Origin of the sequence: Pseudomonas sp. RV120224-01b, from assembly GCF_003208145.1 — a bacterium.
In the GTDB taxonomy this organism is placed as follows: Bacteria; Pseudomonadota; Gammaproteobacteria; order Pseudomonadales; family Pseudomonadaceae; genus Aquipseudomonas; species Aquipseudomonas monteilii.
This window is the reverse complement of the sequence record NZ_QKMQ01000012.1, coordinates 61,503-74,844: the sequence shown is the minus strand read 5'-3', so window position 1 is coordinate 74,844 and position 13,342 is coordinate 61,503. Positions and strand designations below refer to the sequence as shown.

General features: G+C 63.3%; 12 protein-coding genes. 2 read left to right on the top strand and 10 right to left on the bottom strand.

The genetic code is table 11. From position 1 onward, the window contains the following. Positions 1–133: 133 nt before the first annotated feature. A complete protein-coding gene (locus tag N436_RS18675) occupies positions 134–1,057 on the bottom strand; it encodes a LysR family transcriptional regulator (protein WP_110741691.1) in 924 nt (307 codons plus the stop codon). Positions 1,058–1,267: 210 nt separating this feature from the next. Between N436_RS18675 and N436_RS18670 the strand changes: the two genes are divergently transcribed. Next, on the top strand, positions 1,268–2,548 hold the full coding sequence (locus N436_RS18670) for an aspartate aminotransferase family protein (protein ID WP_104833565.1): 1,281 nt from the start codon (positions 1,268–1,270) through the stop codon (positions 2,546–2,548). A 152-nt stretch (positions 2,549–2,700) separates the two neighbouring features. Continuing rightward, the gene (locus N436_RS18665; RefSeq protein ID WP_009681539.1) at positions 2,701–2,859 is read left to right on the top strand and encodes a YqaE/Pmp3 family membrane protein; all 159 of its coding nucleotides are present in this window, start codon (positions 2,701–2,703) and stop codon (positions 2,857–2,859) included. Positions 2,860–2,892: 33 nt separating this feature from the next. On the opposite strand, the gene N436_RS18660 is transcribed toward N436_RS18665, so the two are convergent. The 9 genes from N436_RS18660 to N436_RS18620 form a co-directional block, all read right to left on the bottom strand. Then, positions 2,893–4,716, bottom strand: a complete 1,824-nt coding sequence (locus N436_RS18660; RefSeq protein WP_110741690.1) for a S9 family peptidase — start codon at positions 4,714–4,716, stop codon at positions 2,893–2,895. Then, complete coding sequence (pqqE, locus tag N436_RS18655; RefSeq protein ID WP_105947299.1) at positions 4,682–5,842, bottom strand: pyrroloquinoline quinone biosynthesis protein PqqE; 1,161 nt, start codon at positions 5,840–5,842, stop codon at positions 4,682–4,684. Before pqqE ends, N436_RS18660 begins: the two co-directional genes overlap by 35 nt. Next, entirely contained in the window at positions 5,814–6,089 is a 276-nt protein-coding gene (gene pqqD / locus N436_RS18650; protein WP_003255595.1) for a pyrroloquinoline quinone biosynthesis peptide chaperone PqqD, read from the bottom strand. The genes pqqE and pqqD overlap by 29 nt, the downstream gene beginning before the upstream one ends. Then, on the bottom strand, positions 6,086–6,841 hold the full coding sequence (pqqC, locus tag N436_RS18645; RefSeq protein ID WP_003255592.1) for a pyrroloquinoline-quinone synthase PqqC: 756 nt from the start codon (positions 6,839–6,841) through the stop codon (positions 6,086–6,088). Before pqqC ends, pqqD begins: the two co-directional genes overlap by 4 nt. A gap of 9 nt (positions 6,842–6,850) precedes the next feature. Then, complete coding sequence (gene pqqB, locus N436_RS18640) at positions 6,851–7,762, bottom strand: pyrroloquinoline quinone biosynthesis protein PqqB (RefSeq protein WP_105947297.1); 912 nt, start codon at positions 7,760–7,762, stop codon at positions 6,851–6,853. 79 nt (positions 7,763–7,841) lie between these two features. Further along, entirely contained in the window at positions 7,842–7,913 is a 72-nt protein-coding gene (pqqA, locus tag N436_RS18635) for a pyrroloquinoline quinone precursor peptide PqqA (protein ID WP_003243383.1), read from the bottom strand. 171 nt (positions 7,914–8,084) lie between these two features. Then, positions 8,085–10,373 (bottom strand): pyrroloquinoline quinone biosynthesis protein PqqF, encoded by a 2,289-nt coding sequence (pqqF, locus tag N436_RS18630; protein ID WP_110741689.1) that lies wholly within the window; start codon positions 10,371–10,373, stop codon positions 8,085–8,087. 157 nt (positions 10,374–10,530) lie between these two features. After that, positions 10,531–11,325: a carbon-nitrogen hydrolase family protein gene (locus tag N436_RS18625; protein ID WP_105947295.1), complete on the bottom strand. Its 795-nt coding sequence runs from the start codon at positions 11,323–11,325 to the stop codon at positions 10,531–10,533. A gap of 14 nt (positions 11,326–11,339) precedes the next feature. Further along, the gene (locus N436_RS18620) at positions 11,340–13,022 is read right to left on the bottom strand and encodes an NAD(P)/FAD-dependent oxidoreductase (RefSeq protein WP_019097148.1); all 1,683 of its coding nucleotides are present in this window, start codon (positions 13,020–13,022) and stop codon (positions 11,340–11,342) included. Between the last annotated feature and the right edge of the window lie 320 nt (positions 13,023–13,342).

Below are 13,342 nucleotides of genomic sequence, written 5' to 3'. Positions count from 1 at the left end.
CAGGAAGCGCAAAGGACAGATCAAGGAAGACGACGAAGGACCACCTGCCAGGACGGCGGGGCGATACGGATGTCACAGGGAAACAGTCTGGAAAACCCCGCTTCGGCGGGGTTTTCTTTGTGTGCGTGTTTTTTCAGGCCAGCACATCCAGCGGTGATGCGCCCAACAGGCGGGCGTCCGTCTCTTCTTCCAGCAGCGTGCGCAGTAGCTCCACAGAGGCCTGCTGGCGCTGGGCATCACGGAACACCAGGCCAACCTTCAGCGGCACCCGTGGCTCGCTCAAGGGCTTCCACAACAGCCCCTGATCATCTTCGGCGGCCTCCTTGGCCCGCCCCGGCAGGATGGTCGCCAGCGCCGTGTGCGCCAGGCTGTCGAGAATCCCCGCCATGTTGTTCATCTCTGCCTGAACCTGCGGCCGGCGGCCCTGGCTGGCCAGTTGCGCCTGCCAGATCTGACGGATCTGGAATTCTTCGCCCAGCATCAGCATGGGTAATTCGGCAGCCTGGCGGATAGACACCTTCTTGAAGTCTTTCAGCGGGTGGGTATCGGGGATGACCAGTTGCAGCTCGTCTTCATACAGCAGCAGGCCATGCAACCCGGGCTGGCGCGGCGGCAGGTAGCTGATGCCGATGTCCAGGCTGCCGTTGAGCAGGCGCCGTTCGATCTCCTGCCCCGACAACTCGTAGATCTGCACGACAAGGTGCGGCTGAGCCTTGCGCAGCCGCTCGAGCAGCTGTGGTACCAGGCTCGGTCGCACGGTCTGCAGCACGCCGATGGCCAAGGTGCGCAGCGACTGGCCCTTGAAGTTGCGCATGGCCTCGTGGGCGCGTTGCAGGCCGTCAAGCAAGGGCAAGGCATGGTTGTACAGGGTATGGGCAGCCAAGGTAGGCAACAGGCGCTTGTTGCTGCGCTCGAACAGGCTCAAATCAAGGCTGTGCTCCAGTTGCCGGATCTGCTGGGAGAGTGCCGGCTGGGACAGCGACAGACGTTCTGCAGCGCGGCCCACGTGGCCTTCTTCATACACCGCGACGAAATAACGCAGTTGGCGGAAATCCATAAGTAACACTTATCGAAAATGCTGGAAAAACGAAATGGTCGAAAACCCTCTTGAAGCCTAGTCTATCGCCGTATTCCAACGGGTTACAGCGATGAATCGGTCGATTGTTACCCCGGATGAAAAACACTTTTGATAGGCAAGGCAAAATATCGAGTGCCGGCACCAAGACCGCACCGTTGCCGCCCCTTACCGTGATTGGTTGGAGCCCTGATGAACCTGTTCAACCTGCGCCGCTCGGCCCCTGTCGCTGCCGCCGAGCCCAAGCGTGCGCCGGTGATCGTGCCGCAAGCCGCTGAGCTTTCGCGTGATCGCCTGATGCCCAGCGCCGAGCGCGCAGCGCAGGTCTTCGTGCGCGGCCAAGGCTCCTGGTTGTGGGACAGTGAAGGGCATGCCTACCTGGACTTCACCCAAGGCGGCGCGGTCAACAGCCTGGGCCACAGCCCGAGCGTGCTGGTGAAAGCGCTGGGCAACCAGGCCCAGGCGTTGATCAACCCGGGTTCGGGCTTCCATAGCCGTGGTTTGCTGGGGTTGGTGAACCGCTTGTGTCAGAGCACTGGCAGCGACCAGGCCTACCTGCTCAACAGTGGTGCCGAGGCTTGCGAAGGCGCGATCAAGCTGGCGCGCAAGTGGGGCCAGCTGCACCGCAACGGCGCCTATCACATCATCACGGCCAGCCAGGCCTGTCACGGCCGCAGCCTGGGTGCACTGTCGGCGTCCGACCCGCTGCCATGCAACCGCTGCGAGCCTGGCCTGCCGGGGTTCAGCAAGGTGCCGTTCAATGACCTGGCGGCACTGCACGCCGAGGTGGATTCACGCACCGTGGCGATCATGCTCGAGCCGATCCAGGGCGAGGCGGGCGTGATTCCGGCAACCCAGGAATACCTCAAGGGTGTGGAAACGCTCTGCCGTGAACTGGGCATCCTGCTGATCCTCGATGAGGTGCAGACCGGTATTGGCCGCTGTGGTGCGCTGCTGGCCGAGGAAACCTACGGCGTACGTGCCGACATCATCACCCTGGGCAAGGGCCTGGGCGGCGGGGTGCCACTGGCCGCCTTGCTGGCTCGGGGTACGGCGTGCTGCGCCGAGCCTGGCGAACTGGAAGGCAGCCACCACGGCAATGCGCTGATGTGCGCCGCCGGCCTGGCGGTGCTGGACACCGTGCTGGAGCCTGGCTTTTTCACGCATGTGCAGGACAACGGCCGTCACCTGCGTGAAGGCCTGAGCCGACTGGCCGGGCGCTATGGCCAGGGCGAAGTGCGTGGGCAAGGCCTGCTGTGGGCGCTGCAACTCAAAGAAAACCTGGCCCGTGAACTGGTGGCTGCGGCGCTGCACGAAGGCCTGCTGCTCAATGCGCCACAGGCGGATGTGGTGCGCTTTTCACCTGCGCTAACCGTGAGCAAGGGCAACATCGACGAAATGCTGCTGCGCCTGGCACGCGCTTTTGCCCGTCTTCATGCCCAGCAGCAGGCCCGCCGCGAAGTGCCGGCCTGACTGTGTAGCAACACTGAGAATTCAACGAACCGTCTGGCGTTTCTGCGCATCGCCCCTGGCCTGTTTCATTCGGCCCGGGGCGTTTTTTTTGCCTGTGGAACCTCTGCGGTGGGCGGCTAGTCTGTGAGATAACCCCTTCAGGAGAGACTCGCATGGACTTTATCCGCATCATCATCGCCATCATCCTGCCGCCGCTTGGCGTGTTCTTGCAGGTGGGGTTTGGCGGGGCGTTCTGGCTGAATATTCTGCTGACCTTGCTGGGCTACATTCCGGGGATCGTGCATGCGGTTTACATCATCGCCAAACGGTGAGGTTTTCCGGGGCTGCAAAACGGCCCCGGAATTTCAACCGTTCAACACCCGGCAATAGAACTTCCACTCTTCTTCCAGCGCATGCGCCAGGTTCTCTGCCTTACGGAACCCATGCCGCTCACCCGCATAGAAGTGCCCTTCAGCCTCGATCCCGTTGGCCTGCAACGCCGTCAGCATCGACCGCGTCTGCTCCGGCACCACCACCGCGTCCAGCTCACCCTGGAAGAAAATCACCGGCACCTTGATCTGCCCCGCATGCAGCAGCGGCGTGCGCTGGCGATAGCGCTCGGCATCCTGTTGCGGATCGCCGATCAGCCAGTCCAGGTAATCGCCCTCAAACTTGTGCGTGGCCCGGCCCAGGGCAACCGGGTCGCTGACTCCGTACAGGCTGGCACCGGCGCGGAACACGTCGTGGAAGGCCAAGGCACACAGGGTGGTGTAGCCACCGGCGCTGCCGCCACGGATGAACGCCTTGCGTTTGTCGACCAGGCCCTGAGCCGCCAGGTACTCGACCGCCGCGCAGGCATCGGCCACATCGCTTTCGCCCCAGCGCAGGTGCAACGCCTGGCGGTATTCCCGGCCATAGCCGGTGCTACCCCGGTAATTCAGGTCGGCCACGGCAAAGCCGCGTTGGGTCCAGTACTGGATGCGAGGCTCGAGCACCGGATAACAGGCCGAGGTCGGCCCGCCGTGGATGAACACCACCAGCGGCGTGGCGCCTTGCGAGTGCGCTGCCGGGTAGAAGAATCCGTGGGCCCGCTCGCCGTCACTGCCATAGTGAATCGACTGCGGCAGGCTGATTTGCCCTGGTGGCAGTATCTCGCCCCCCCCAGCCAGCACACGTACTTCGTGGTTACTGCGGTCGACGGCAATCACTGCAGGCGGGCTGATGGGCGAGGCAGCAATGGCATAAAGGTGATCGCTGTCCATGGCCAGGCTGCGAAAACGCGTGTAGCCACTGGCGAAACGCTCCATGCGTCCATCGGTGTTATGCAGCCCCAGTTGCCCGAAGCCGTCTTTGAACCAACTCGCCAGATAGCTTTGCGGCCCCAGTGCCAACCAGGTACAGGTACCCAATTGCCAGGGCGCAGCAGCATGGTCCGCAGTCTCGGCAGGCAACGCCTGCCAGTGGCCATCGACCTCGCCCCAGGGCTGCCAGAAGCCATTGCGGTCGGACAGGCAGTAGAGCCGGCCTTCGGCATCGAAACGCGGTTGTTGCAGCGATTCATCATTGCTGGCGATGCACTGCGTGGGTCCCCAGTGGCCACTGCTGTCGCGTGTGCGGCACATCAATCGGGTGATAGTCCAAGGCTGTGCCGGTCGGTCCCACTCGATCCACGCCAGGCGTATGCCATCTGCACTCACCGTGGGTGAGGCGTAGAAGTCGGCGCCCTCGGCGAGCACCACCCGGCCGTTCTCACTCAACGCGACAAGTCGATGCTCCACCTGCTCGGCATGGCGTTCCTCGACGGCCAGCACCTGGCAATCGTGCCACTGCACATCGCCGTAGCGGCAGCTGGCATCCTCGGTCAGCGCACGCGGTTGCGAATCGTCCAGCGGCTGGGTGTAGACCTGCTGGTCCTTTTCGTTGACGAACACCAGCCCGTCGCCACCCAGGCAGAAGCTACCACCGCCGTACTCGTAGACCCGGCTGCGCACGCTGAAGCCATCCGGCGTCAGGCAGCGCGCCTGGTGGTACAGCCAGTGCCAGATACGGCAAGCACCATCGGCCGGGCGAAACTCTATCCAGAACAGCCCGTCGGCACTGGCTTTGAGTTCGGCGAAGTCGGTGCCGGCGGCAACGGCCTGGGCCGCGCTGAATTCAGCCACGGGCGATGACACGGGAGTTTCGTTCATTGCGGAAGGTCATCTGTTCAATGGCGAGCTGGGCGCTTTCGGCCTCCTCGCGGGCCTTGAGGATGATGCGGTGGTCGGCCGACTTGGCGCACACCGGGTCGGCGTTGCTGGCATCGCCGGTCAGCATGAAGGCCTGGCAGCGACAGCCGCCGAAGTCCTTTTCTTTTTCGTCACAGGAGCGGCACGGTTCGCGCATCCACTCGTAACCACGGAAGCGGTTGAAGCCAAACGACTCATACCAGATATGGTGCAGGTCGTGGTCGCGTACATTGGGGAACTGCACCGGCAGCTGGCGGGCGCCGTGGCAGGGCAGCGCGGTGCCGTCCGGGGTGATGGTGAGGAACAGGTTGCCCCAGCCATTCATGCAGGCCTTGGGACGCTCTTCGTAGTAGTCCGGGGTGACGAAGATCAGCTTGCACGGGTTGCCCTCGGCCTTGAGCTTGTCCCGGTATTCGTTGGTGATGCGCTCGGCCCGCTCAAGCTGCGAGCGGGTCGGCAGCAGGCCCAGGCGGTTGAGGTGCGCCCAACCGTAGAACTGGCAGGTGGCAAGCTCGACGAAGTCGGCTTCAAGGGCGATGCACAGCTCGATGATGCGGTCGATCTTGTCGATGTTGTGCCGATGGGTAACGAAGTTGAGCACCATCGGGTAACCGTGGGCCTTCACCGCGCGGGCCATCTCCAGCTTTTGCGCAAAGGCCTTCTTCGAACCGGCCAGCAGGTTGTTCACCTGCTCGTCGCTGGCCTGGAAGCTGATCTGGATATGGTCCAGGCCGGCCTTCTTGAAGTCAGCGATACGCGCTTCGGTCAGGCCGATGCCCGAGGTGATCAGGTTGGTGTAGTAACCCAGCCGGCGGGCTTCGCCGATCAGTTCGGCGAGGTCCTGGCGCACCAGCGGTTCACCGCCGGAAAAGCCGATTTGCGCCGCGCCCATTTCACGCGCCTCGGCCATGACCTTGAACCACTGCTCGGTGCTCAGCTCCTGGCCCTGGGCGGCAAAGTCCAGCGGGTTGGAGCAGTACGGGCATTGCAGCGGGCAGCGATAGGTGAGCTCGGCCAGCAACCACAGCGGCAGGCCGACCTCGGGCGTAGGCGGCAACTCAGGCGAGGACGATCCAGTGTTCGGCACGGGCCACCTCCATGAACTGCTCGATGTCGTCGGCCACTTCCGGGACATCGGGGAATTGCTGTTCGAGTTCGCTGATGATGGCGGCCACGTCACGCTGGCCGTCGATCAAGCCACCAATCAGGCTGGCGCTGTCGTTGAGCTTGATCATGCCTTCGGGGTACAGCAGCACATGGCCTTTCTGCGCCGGTTCGTACTGGAAGCGGTAGCCGGGGCGCCAGTTCGGCACCTGATTGCGGTCAAAACTCATAGGGTGATCCCCTTGTGCCACACCCGTTCCTGGGTGACGGAATGATAGGGCGGGCGGTTCAGCTCGTAGGCCATGCTCATGGCGTCGAGCATGCTCCAGAGGATATCCAGCTTGAACTGCAGGATCTCCAGCATACGCTCCTGGCCCGCGCGGGTGGTGTAGTGCTGCAGGGTAATCGCCAGGCCGTGCTCTACGTCACGACGAGCCTGGCCCAGGCGGGTGCGGAAGTATTCGTAGCCGGCCGGGTCGATCCACGGGTAGTGCTGTGGCCAGCTGTCCAGGCGCGACTGGTGGATTTGCGGGGCGAACAACTCGGTCAGCGAGCTGCTGGCCGCTTCCTGCCAACTGGCGCGGCGGGCGAAGTTGACGTAGGCATCGACGGCAAAGCGTACGCCGGGCAGTACCAGCTCTTGCGAACGCAGCTGGTCCGGGTCCAGGCCGACAGCCTGGCCCAGGCGCAACCAGGCTTCGATGCCGCCGTCCTCGCCAGGCGCGCCGTCGTGGTCGAGCAGGCGCTGGATCCACTCGCGGCGTACTTCGCGGTCCGGGCAGTTGGCCAGGATCGCGGCATCCTTCATTGGGATGTTGACCTGATAGTAGAAGCGGTTGGCCACCCAGCCCTGGATCTGCTCACGGGTGGCGCGGCCCTGGTACATCGCCACGTGGTACGGGTGATGAATGTGGTAATAGGCGCCCTTGGCGCGCAGGGCCTGCTCGAATTCGGCAGGGGACATTGGCAATGCGTCGCTCATCAGGGCTCCTTACAACTCAATGCTCATTCCGTCGAAGGCAACTTCCACACCGCGGCGCTGGACTTCGGCGCGCTCCGGGGAGTCTTCATCGAGAATCGGGTTTGTGTTGTTGATGTGGATAAGCACTTTGCGCTGACGCGGGAAAGCGTCCAGCACTTCGAGCATGCCGCCCGGGCCGTTCTGCGCCAGGTGGCCCATTTCGCGGCCCGTGCGAGTGCCCACGCCACGGCGTTGCATTTCATCGTCTTCCCACAGCGTGCCGTCGACCAGCAGGCAGTCGGCGCCGTGCATCATCGCCAGCAGCTTGTCGTCCACCTGGCCCAGGCCTGGGGCGTAGAACAGCTTGCCGCCGGTGCGGGTGTCTTCGACCAGCAGGCCCAGGTTGTCGCCCGGGTGCGGGTCGAAGCGGTGCGGCGAATAAGGCGGTGCGGCGCTGCGCAGAGGGAATGGAGTGAACTTGAGGTTTGGGCAGGCCTCGATAACGAAGCTACCTTCCAGCTCGATGCGGTTCCACTGCAGGCCACCGTTCCAGTGGTTGAGCATGTTGAACAACGGGAAGCCGGTGGTGAGGTCCTGGTGGACCATGTCGGTGCACCACACCTGGTGCGGGCAGCCTTCACGCAGGCTGAGCAGGCCGGTGGTGTGGTCGATCTGGCTGTCCAGCAGCACGATGGCGTTGATGCCGGTGTCGCGCAGGGCACGGGCTGGCTGCATCGGCGCGAAGGCCTGGAGCTGGGCGCGGATGTCGGGCGAGGCATTGCACAGCACCCAGTGTACGCCGTCGTCGGACAGGGCGATGGACGACTGGGTGCGCGCCGTGGCCCGCAGGGTGCCGTCACGAAAGCCCTTGCAGTTGACGCAGTTGCAGTTCCACTGCGGGAACCCGCCACCGGCGGCGGAGCCGAGAACCTGGATGTACATGGCCACTCTCTATGCAAAAAACCGGATCGGAAAAACGAAAACGCCCCGGCAGGCCGAGGCGTGGAACCCTAAGCCGGGCTTAGCGGTTAGCGAAGTACATGGTGACTTCGAAGCCGATACGCAGATCAGTGTATGCAGGTTTGGTCCACATGGGATTACTCCTTCCGGATGGGTTTGGGGTTGCTCAGTTACTACTTGGGTACCGCCACGCAAAGGCGGTTCCCGGAACTGGGATTGCGCTATCTTACAAGAAAAATTTGTACTGGAAGGTTAATTATTCGAAAAGTGCCGTTGCAATTTGCGTAACAATCACGGGCCTGGATCACTTCCACGTAGGGGGTGGTGCGGCAGCGTTGGCCAAACACAACCAGGATGCGTCTGCATCGAGCAGGTTACCCAGCAGGTGGTCCAGATCCGTCTGCCGCGTGTTCAGAATAGCCCTGCGCAACGTATCCAGCCTGCCGGGTTGTGTAGCCAGGTGTGTCTGCCACGCCCATTCGGCGACATCGGCGTTGGCCATGGCCGGTTCATCGAATTGACTGGCCAGGGCCTGTTGGGTGTCTGGGTCAAGGGTGACACCCTTGCTGAGTAGCGTGAGCAGGTGGTCGAGGATCTGTGCCTGGTGGGTGTGCGGCGATTGCACCCCGAACAACAGACCGCCAACCCCCTCTATCTGACGAAAGGTACTGAATACCGCATAGCCGAGTTGCAGCTCCACCCGCAGCCGCTGGTAAACCGGCCCTTGCAGGTGTTGCGCGAGCAAGCGGCCGCCCGCTTCGCTGGCTGCAGGCAGCGGGCAGAACAGCAGCAGGGCGTGTTCGCTGCCCGCTACTTCGGCATGCTGCCAACGGCGTTTGGCCCAAGTGGGCAGGGGGCTTGGCAGCGAGCCGTGCCCTGGGCAGTGCTGTAGAGCAGTGCCCAGGGCGTTCAGGGCTGAATCGTCGAAGCCTGCGGCCAGGCCGTGCCAGCGTGTGTGCTGCCACAGCTTGTCGAGTTGCTGCTGCTCCAGCGTGCAGGCAGGACCCGTTGGGGGCGGGGTGCCGAGCACCGCGTCAGGCAGTTGCTTGAGCAAGGCCCTGATGGGGATCAGGGCCGCCGGTGGCGTTGTGCAAGGCAGCCAGCATCTGGCCGGGGGGGTGACGATCAAAACCAAGGCCTGCGCCACTGCCCGCAGCACCGCTGCCGGTAGCCCGGCGCAGCGCAACTGCCAGTATTCCCCGGCGGCCGTGAATTGCAGTTGTACCGAGGCGCGTTCACAACGCTCCTGCAGTGGCGCCAGGGCCTGTTCGAGCACACCCTGAAAACGTTGGCGCAACGTTGAGGGTACGTGCCAGCGCAGGTAGAGCGCTGCGTATTGGCGGGCGCCAGGGAGCAGCTCACTGACACGCAGTGCTGCCGGTACAGGCTTTGTATTCGCACTGGGTAGATCAGCCATCAGCAAGGGGTCGACCAAGGGCATGTGCCATTCGCCATACACGTTGCATGGCAGGCCTTGCAGTACGGCTTGAAGGGCCTGCAAACCGTGCGTATCCAACTTGGCGAACGGCTGCCCCGTGCTGTCACGGCGGGCCAGTTCAAGTGCACTGGCGCTGCGTTCGCGGCTGTGCTGCAGCAGGCCGAATTCGCGGTTCAACAGCTCGAGGTCGGCCTGGCGGATGAAGCTGAACCAGCCGTGCAACAGGGCGCTGGCTTCGTCTGGGCAGGCGTCTGCGCTGAGCTTGAGGTCGAGGTGCCACAGCAGTTGGCCAGCAAAGGCATACAGCGTTTCGGCCTTGAAACGTTGCAGCCAGCCACGCTCGCGAAGTGCGCCCAGCCAGGTACCCGGGCGGCTGTCGCCGAGGCAGGCGATCAGCAGCTCCAGCGCTTGCTCGGCACCTGCCGGGAGGTTTTCGTGAGTGAAGGCCAGTGGTGTAGCCGTCGCCGACAATGGCGGCGGTTCGATTCGCGGCACATGCTTGCCTGTGGCGAACAGCGTCGCATGCTGCCGGCCAAGTTGCTCCAGCTCATCCAGCGGCTGCGGCCCGCATAGGCTCAAGACGATCTGGCCACCCTGATAGAAGCGTTGGTGGAAACCCGTAAGTGCTTGCTGAAAGGCAGGGGCCTGCAGGGCCAGGGTATACCGGTTGCCGGCATGAAATGCGCCCAGCGGATGGCCTTGCGACACCGACTGCAACAAGGCGAATTGCTGCTGGGCCTGCGGGTTGCGTGACCAGGCAATGAACTCGGCGTGGATCACTTCACGCTCGCGGCGTTGGCGCTCGATGCCCAGATCCGGTTCGGCCAGCATCTGGCACAGGCGCTCGAGGCCCCCGGCCAACGCATTGGGCGGGACTTCGAAGAAAAAGTCGGTCGTGCGTTCCCGGGTGCTGGCGTTGACTTGGCCGCCCAGGGTCTGCACGTAACGCATCAGGCCGTCGTCCAGCGCAAAGCGTGGGGTGCCGAGGAAGAACAGGTGTTCGAGGAAGTGGGCCAGGCCCGGCCATTTGCCCGGTGCGTCGTGGCTACCCGCATGTACCCTTAGGGCGGCGGCCGAGCGCTTCAGGCGCGGGGCGTGGCGCAGGGTCAGTTGCAGGCCGTTGGCGAGGGTGAGGTGGCGGATGGCGTCAGGCATGGGGGCTCCGGTTGCTGCTGTCCATGCTAACCCATTTGTTTGCAGGCCCGGCCCAATCGCCGGCAAGCCAGTTCCCACAAGTACCCCACAATGTTCCAATCTGTCGCGATCCTGTGGGAGCTGGCTTGCCGGCGATTGGGCCGCACCGCGGCCCCTGTCAGCGGTTACGCAGATGCAGCTCCTGACGCAGATCTGTCAGGTAAGGAAATGCCATCCGCCCATGCACCACTTGCTCATGCTCCAGCTCGGCCAGCAACAGGCATTCATCCCGCCCGCCCATGGCCAGCAAACTACCATCCGGGCCGATGATGCTGCTCTGCCCGCAATACTGGATCTCGTCTTCCGCGCCGCAATAATTGGCATATACCAGGTAGCACTGGTTCTCCTGCGCCCGTACCCTTACGGTCACCTGGCAGATGAAGTCATACGGCGCCATGTTCGCCGTCGGCACCAGGATCAGCTCGGCACCCGCCAGCGCCAGGCGCCGGGCGTTTTCCGGGAACTCGATGTCGTAGCAGATCAGCAGGCCGACTTTCCAGCCTTCAAGCTCGACCACCGGAAAGTGGTCCGGGCCTGCGCTGAACATCGAACGGTCCAGCTCGCCAAACAGGTGGGTCTTGCGGTAGTTGCACAGGCTGCGGCCATGCGCATCGATCAACTGCACGCTGTTGTAGATTGCGCCATCATCTGCCCGCTCCGGGTAGCCATAGACAATGGCAATGCGGTGCGTCTGGGCGATTTCCGCTACCTCCATGGCCGCCGCGCCATCGTCAGCTTCGGCCAGGCGCTCGACCTGGGCCAGGCCGATGTTGTAGCCGGTCAGGAACATCTCCGGGCACACCAGCAGCTGTGCACCGCGCTCGGCTGCCAACTGCGCCTGATGGCGCAGCCGTAGCAAGTTGCCGGGCACATCCAGTGGCTTGGGTGTGCCCTGGAACAAAGCGATGCGCATGACGCCTCCTTGATTCAGTCTGCCAGGGCAATAGGGCCGATTTCATCGAACACATCGCCCGGGCCGGGGTTGTCCGGGTGGGTGTGGCCACCGAAGTGGTTCATGATACCCCACACCGCATTCAGCGATGTTTGCACCGCGCCCTCCACCCAGGCGGGTGTCCACGATACATCGTCACCGGCGATGAACATGCCGCGCTGCTCGGCGGGCATGTCCTGCTGCATGAAGTGTGCATACATGCGCTGGTTGTAGCGGTAGTGACCCGGCAGTGCGCCCTTGAAGGCGCCCAGGAAGTGCGGATCAGCCTCCCACGAAATGGTGATTGGATCGCCGATGATGTGCCCGGCGATATCGGTTTTCGGGTAGATCTTCTTCAGCGCATCCAGGGCCAGTTGCACGCGTTTTTCCACCGGATGCGGCAGCATTTTCAGCGCATCGCTCATCCACGCATAGGACAGGCAGATTACCCCCGGCTTGTCGTCGCCGTTGTCGAACAGGTAGGTGCCGCGGGTGAGGCGGTCAGTGAGGGTCATGCTCATCAGGTCACGACCGGTTTCCGGGTCCTTGTCCTTCCAGAATGGCCGGTCGACCATGACGAACGTCTTCGACGACTGCATGTAGCGGGTGCGGTCCAGGGCCATCCACATCTTTTGCGAGAACAGCGATTCCTCGCAGTCGATCTGGGTGGTCAGCAGCCAGGTCTGGCAGGTGGCGAGCACGGCGCCGTAGTGGCGGGTGTCGCCCCAGTTGTCGGTGACCGCCAGGCGGCCATCGGCGGCACGGGCAATGCGTTTCACTCCAGTGCGCGGCGCGCCGCCATGCAGGCCGCTCAGGCTGGTGCCCTCCGGCCAGTGGGCGCAGCGCTCCGGCACATGGCGCCAGATCCCTTGCGGCACCTGCTCCACACCGCCGACGACCAGGTGTTGGTGGTCGTCGCAGTTGGTCATCACCACGCGGAAGATTTCCAGCATCGAGTTGGGGAAGTCCGAGTCCCAACCACCGGTGCCGAAGCCAACCTGGCCGAACACTTCGCGGTGCTGGAAGCTCAGTTTGGCGAACGAACGTGAGGTGGCGACGAAGTCGTAGAACGTGCGGTCGTCCCACAGTGGGACCAGCTTGTTCCACAGCTCTTTAAGGCGCGGTACATCCCGGTCACGGATGGCTTGCTGGATGTCGGCGAACTGGGCACCACTTTCCAGCGCGTCGGCCCAGGCGTCGGCCACTTCGTGGAACAGCTTGGGCAAGTCGGTGGTTTTTTCGGCGTAATAGGTCTGGCCTTCCAGGTCGATCACGGTGCTGCCCGAGGCCGGGGTCAGCGGGTTAGGGAAGGGCTTGGTTTCCAGGCCCAACTTGTCCACATAGTGGTAGAAGGCAGTGGACGATACCGGGAAGCGCATGCCGCCCAGCTCGGCGATGATCCCGTCGGTGCCATTGAAGGCTTGCGAGCGCAGCCGGCCGCCCAGTTTGGAGGCCTCATACACCACCGGTTTGAGGCCTAGCTTCATCAGCTCGTAGGCCGCCACCAGGCCGGCAATACCGGCACCCACGATGGCCACTTCTTCACCCTGGCGCTCAGCCGGAATACTGCCCAGGCCTGCGGGGTGCTCCAGCCAGTCATCGAAAGCGAAGGGGAAGTCCGGGCCGAAGATGGTGATGGGCTTTTTGCCGTCGGCGGGGTGGCGGTTTTTCTTGTTCATGAAGTGACCTTGCCAGAGGGGCTGCGCGGGTGGCGGAGCCTGAGTATAGGAGATGGCTGGAGGTCATTTTAGGGGGTGGGGTGTTCGTTAATAAGATGCATATTGATGTCTGAATGTATGTTGTTTCGTCAAAGTGAGCTTATTCATGAACATTTAGACGGTTCAGGCAAATGAGCAATTCAGGAGCTGCGCCGGCCCCTGTGGGAGCGGGTTCACCCGCGAATGCGTCGGTCGATTCTCCACAGCATTCGCGGGTGAACCCGCTCCTACAGGGGACAGTGCTGCCCTTGCGATGCGGGTGATCAGACACTTCCTACACC

What these genes read in the sequence shown, in the direction of transcription:
- N436_RS18675 (WP_110741691.1), bottom strand. Translation starts at nt 1,057, where the DNA reads ATGGATTTCCGCCAACTGCGTTATTTCGTCGCGGTGTATGAAGAAGGC.
- N436_RS18670 (WP_104833565.1), top strand. Translation starts at nt 1,268, where the DNA reads ATGAACCTGTTCAACCTGCGCCGCTCGGCCCCTGTCGCTGCCGCCGAG.
- N436_RS18665 (WP_009681539.1), top strand. Translation starts at nt 2,701, where the DNA reads ATGGACTTTATCCGCATCATCATCGCCATCATCCTGCCGCCGCTTGGC.
- N436_RS18660 (WP_110741690.1), bottom strand. Translation starts at nt 4,716, where the DNA reads ATGAACGAAACTCCCGTGTCATCGCCCGTGGCTGAATTCAGCGCGGCC.
- pqqD (WP_003255595.1), bottom strand. Translation starts at nt 6,089, where the DNA reads ATGAGTTTTGACCGCAATCAGGTGCCGAACTGGCGCCCCGGCTACCGC.
- pqqC (WP_003255592.1), bottom strand. Translation starts at nt 6,841, where the DNA reads ATGAGCGACGCATTGCCAATGTCCCCTGCCGAATTCGAGCAGGCCCTG.
- pqqB (WP_105947297.1), bottom strand. Translation starts at nt 7,762, where the DNA reads ATGTACATCCAGGTTCTCGGCTCCGCCGCCGGTGGCGGGTTCCCGCAG.
- pqqF (WP_110741689.1), bottom strand. Translation starts at nt 10,373, where the DNA reads ATGCCTGACGCCATCCGCCACCTCACCCTCGCCAACGGCCTGCAACTG.
- N436_RS18625 (WP_105947295.1), bottom strand. Translation starts at nt 11,325, where the DNA reads ATGCGCATCGCTTTGTTCCAGGGCACACCCAAGCCACTGGATGTGCCC.
- N436_RS18620 (WP_019097148.1), bottom strand. Translation starts at nt 13,022, where the DNA reads ATGAACAAGAAAAACCGCCACCCCGCCGACGGCAAAAAGCCCATCACC.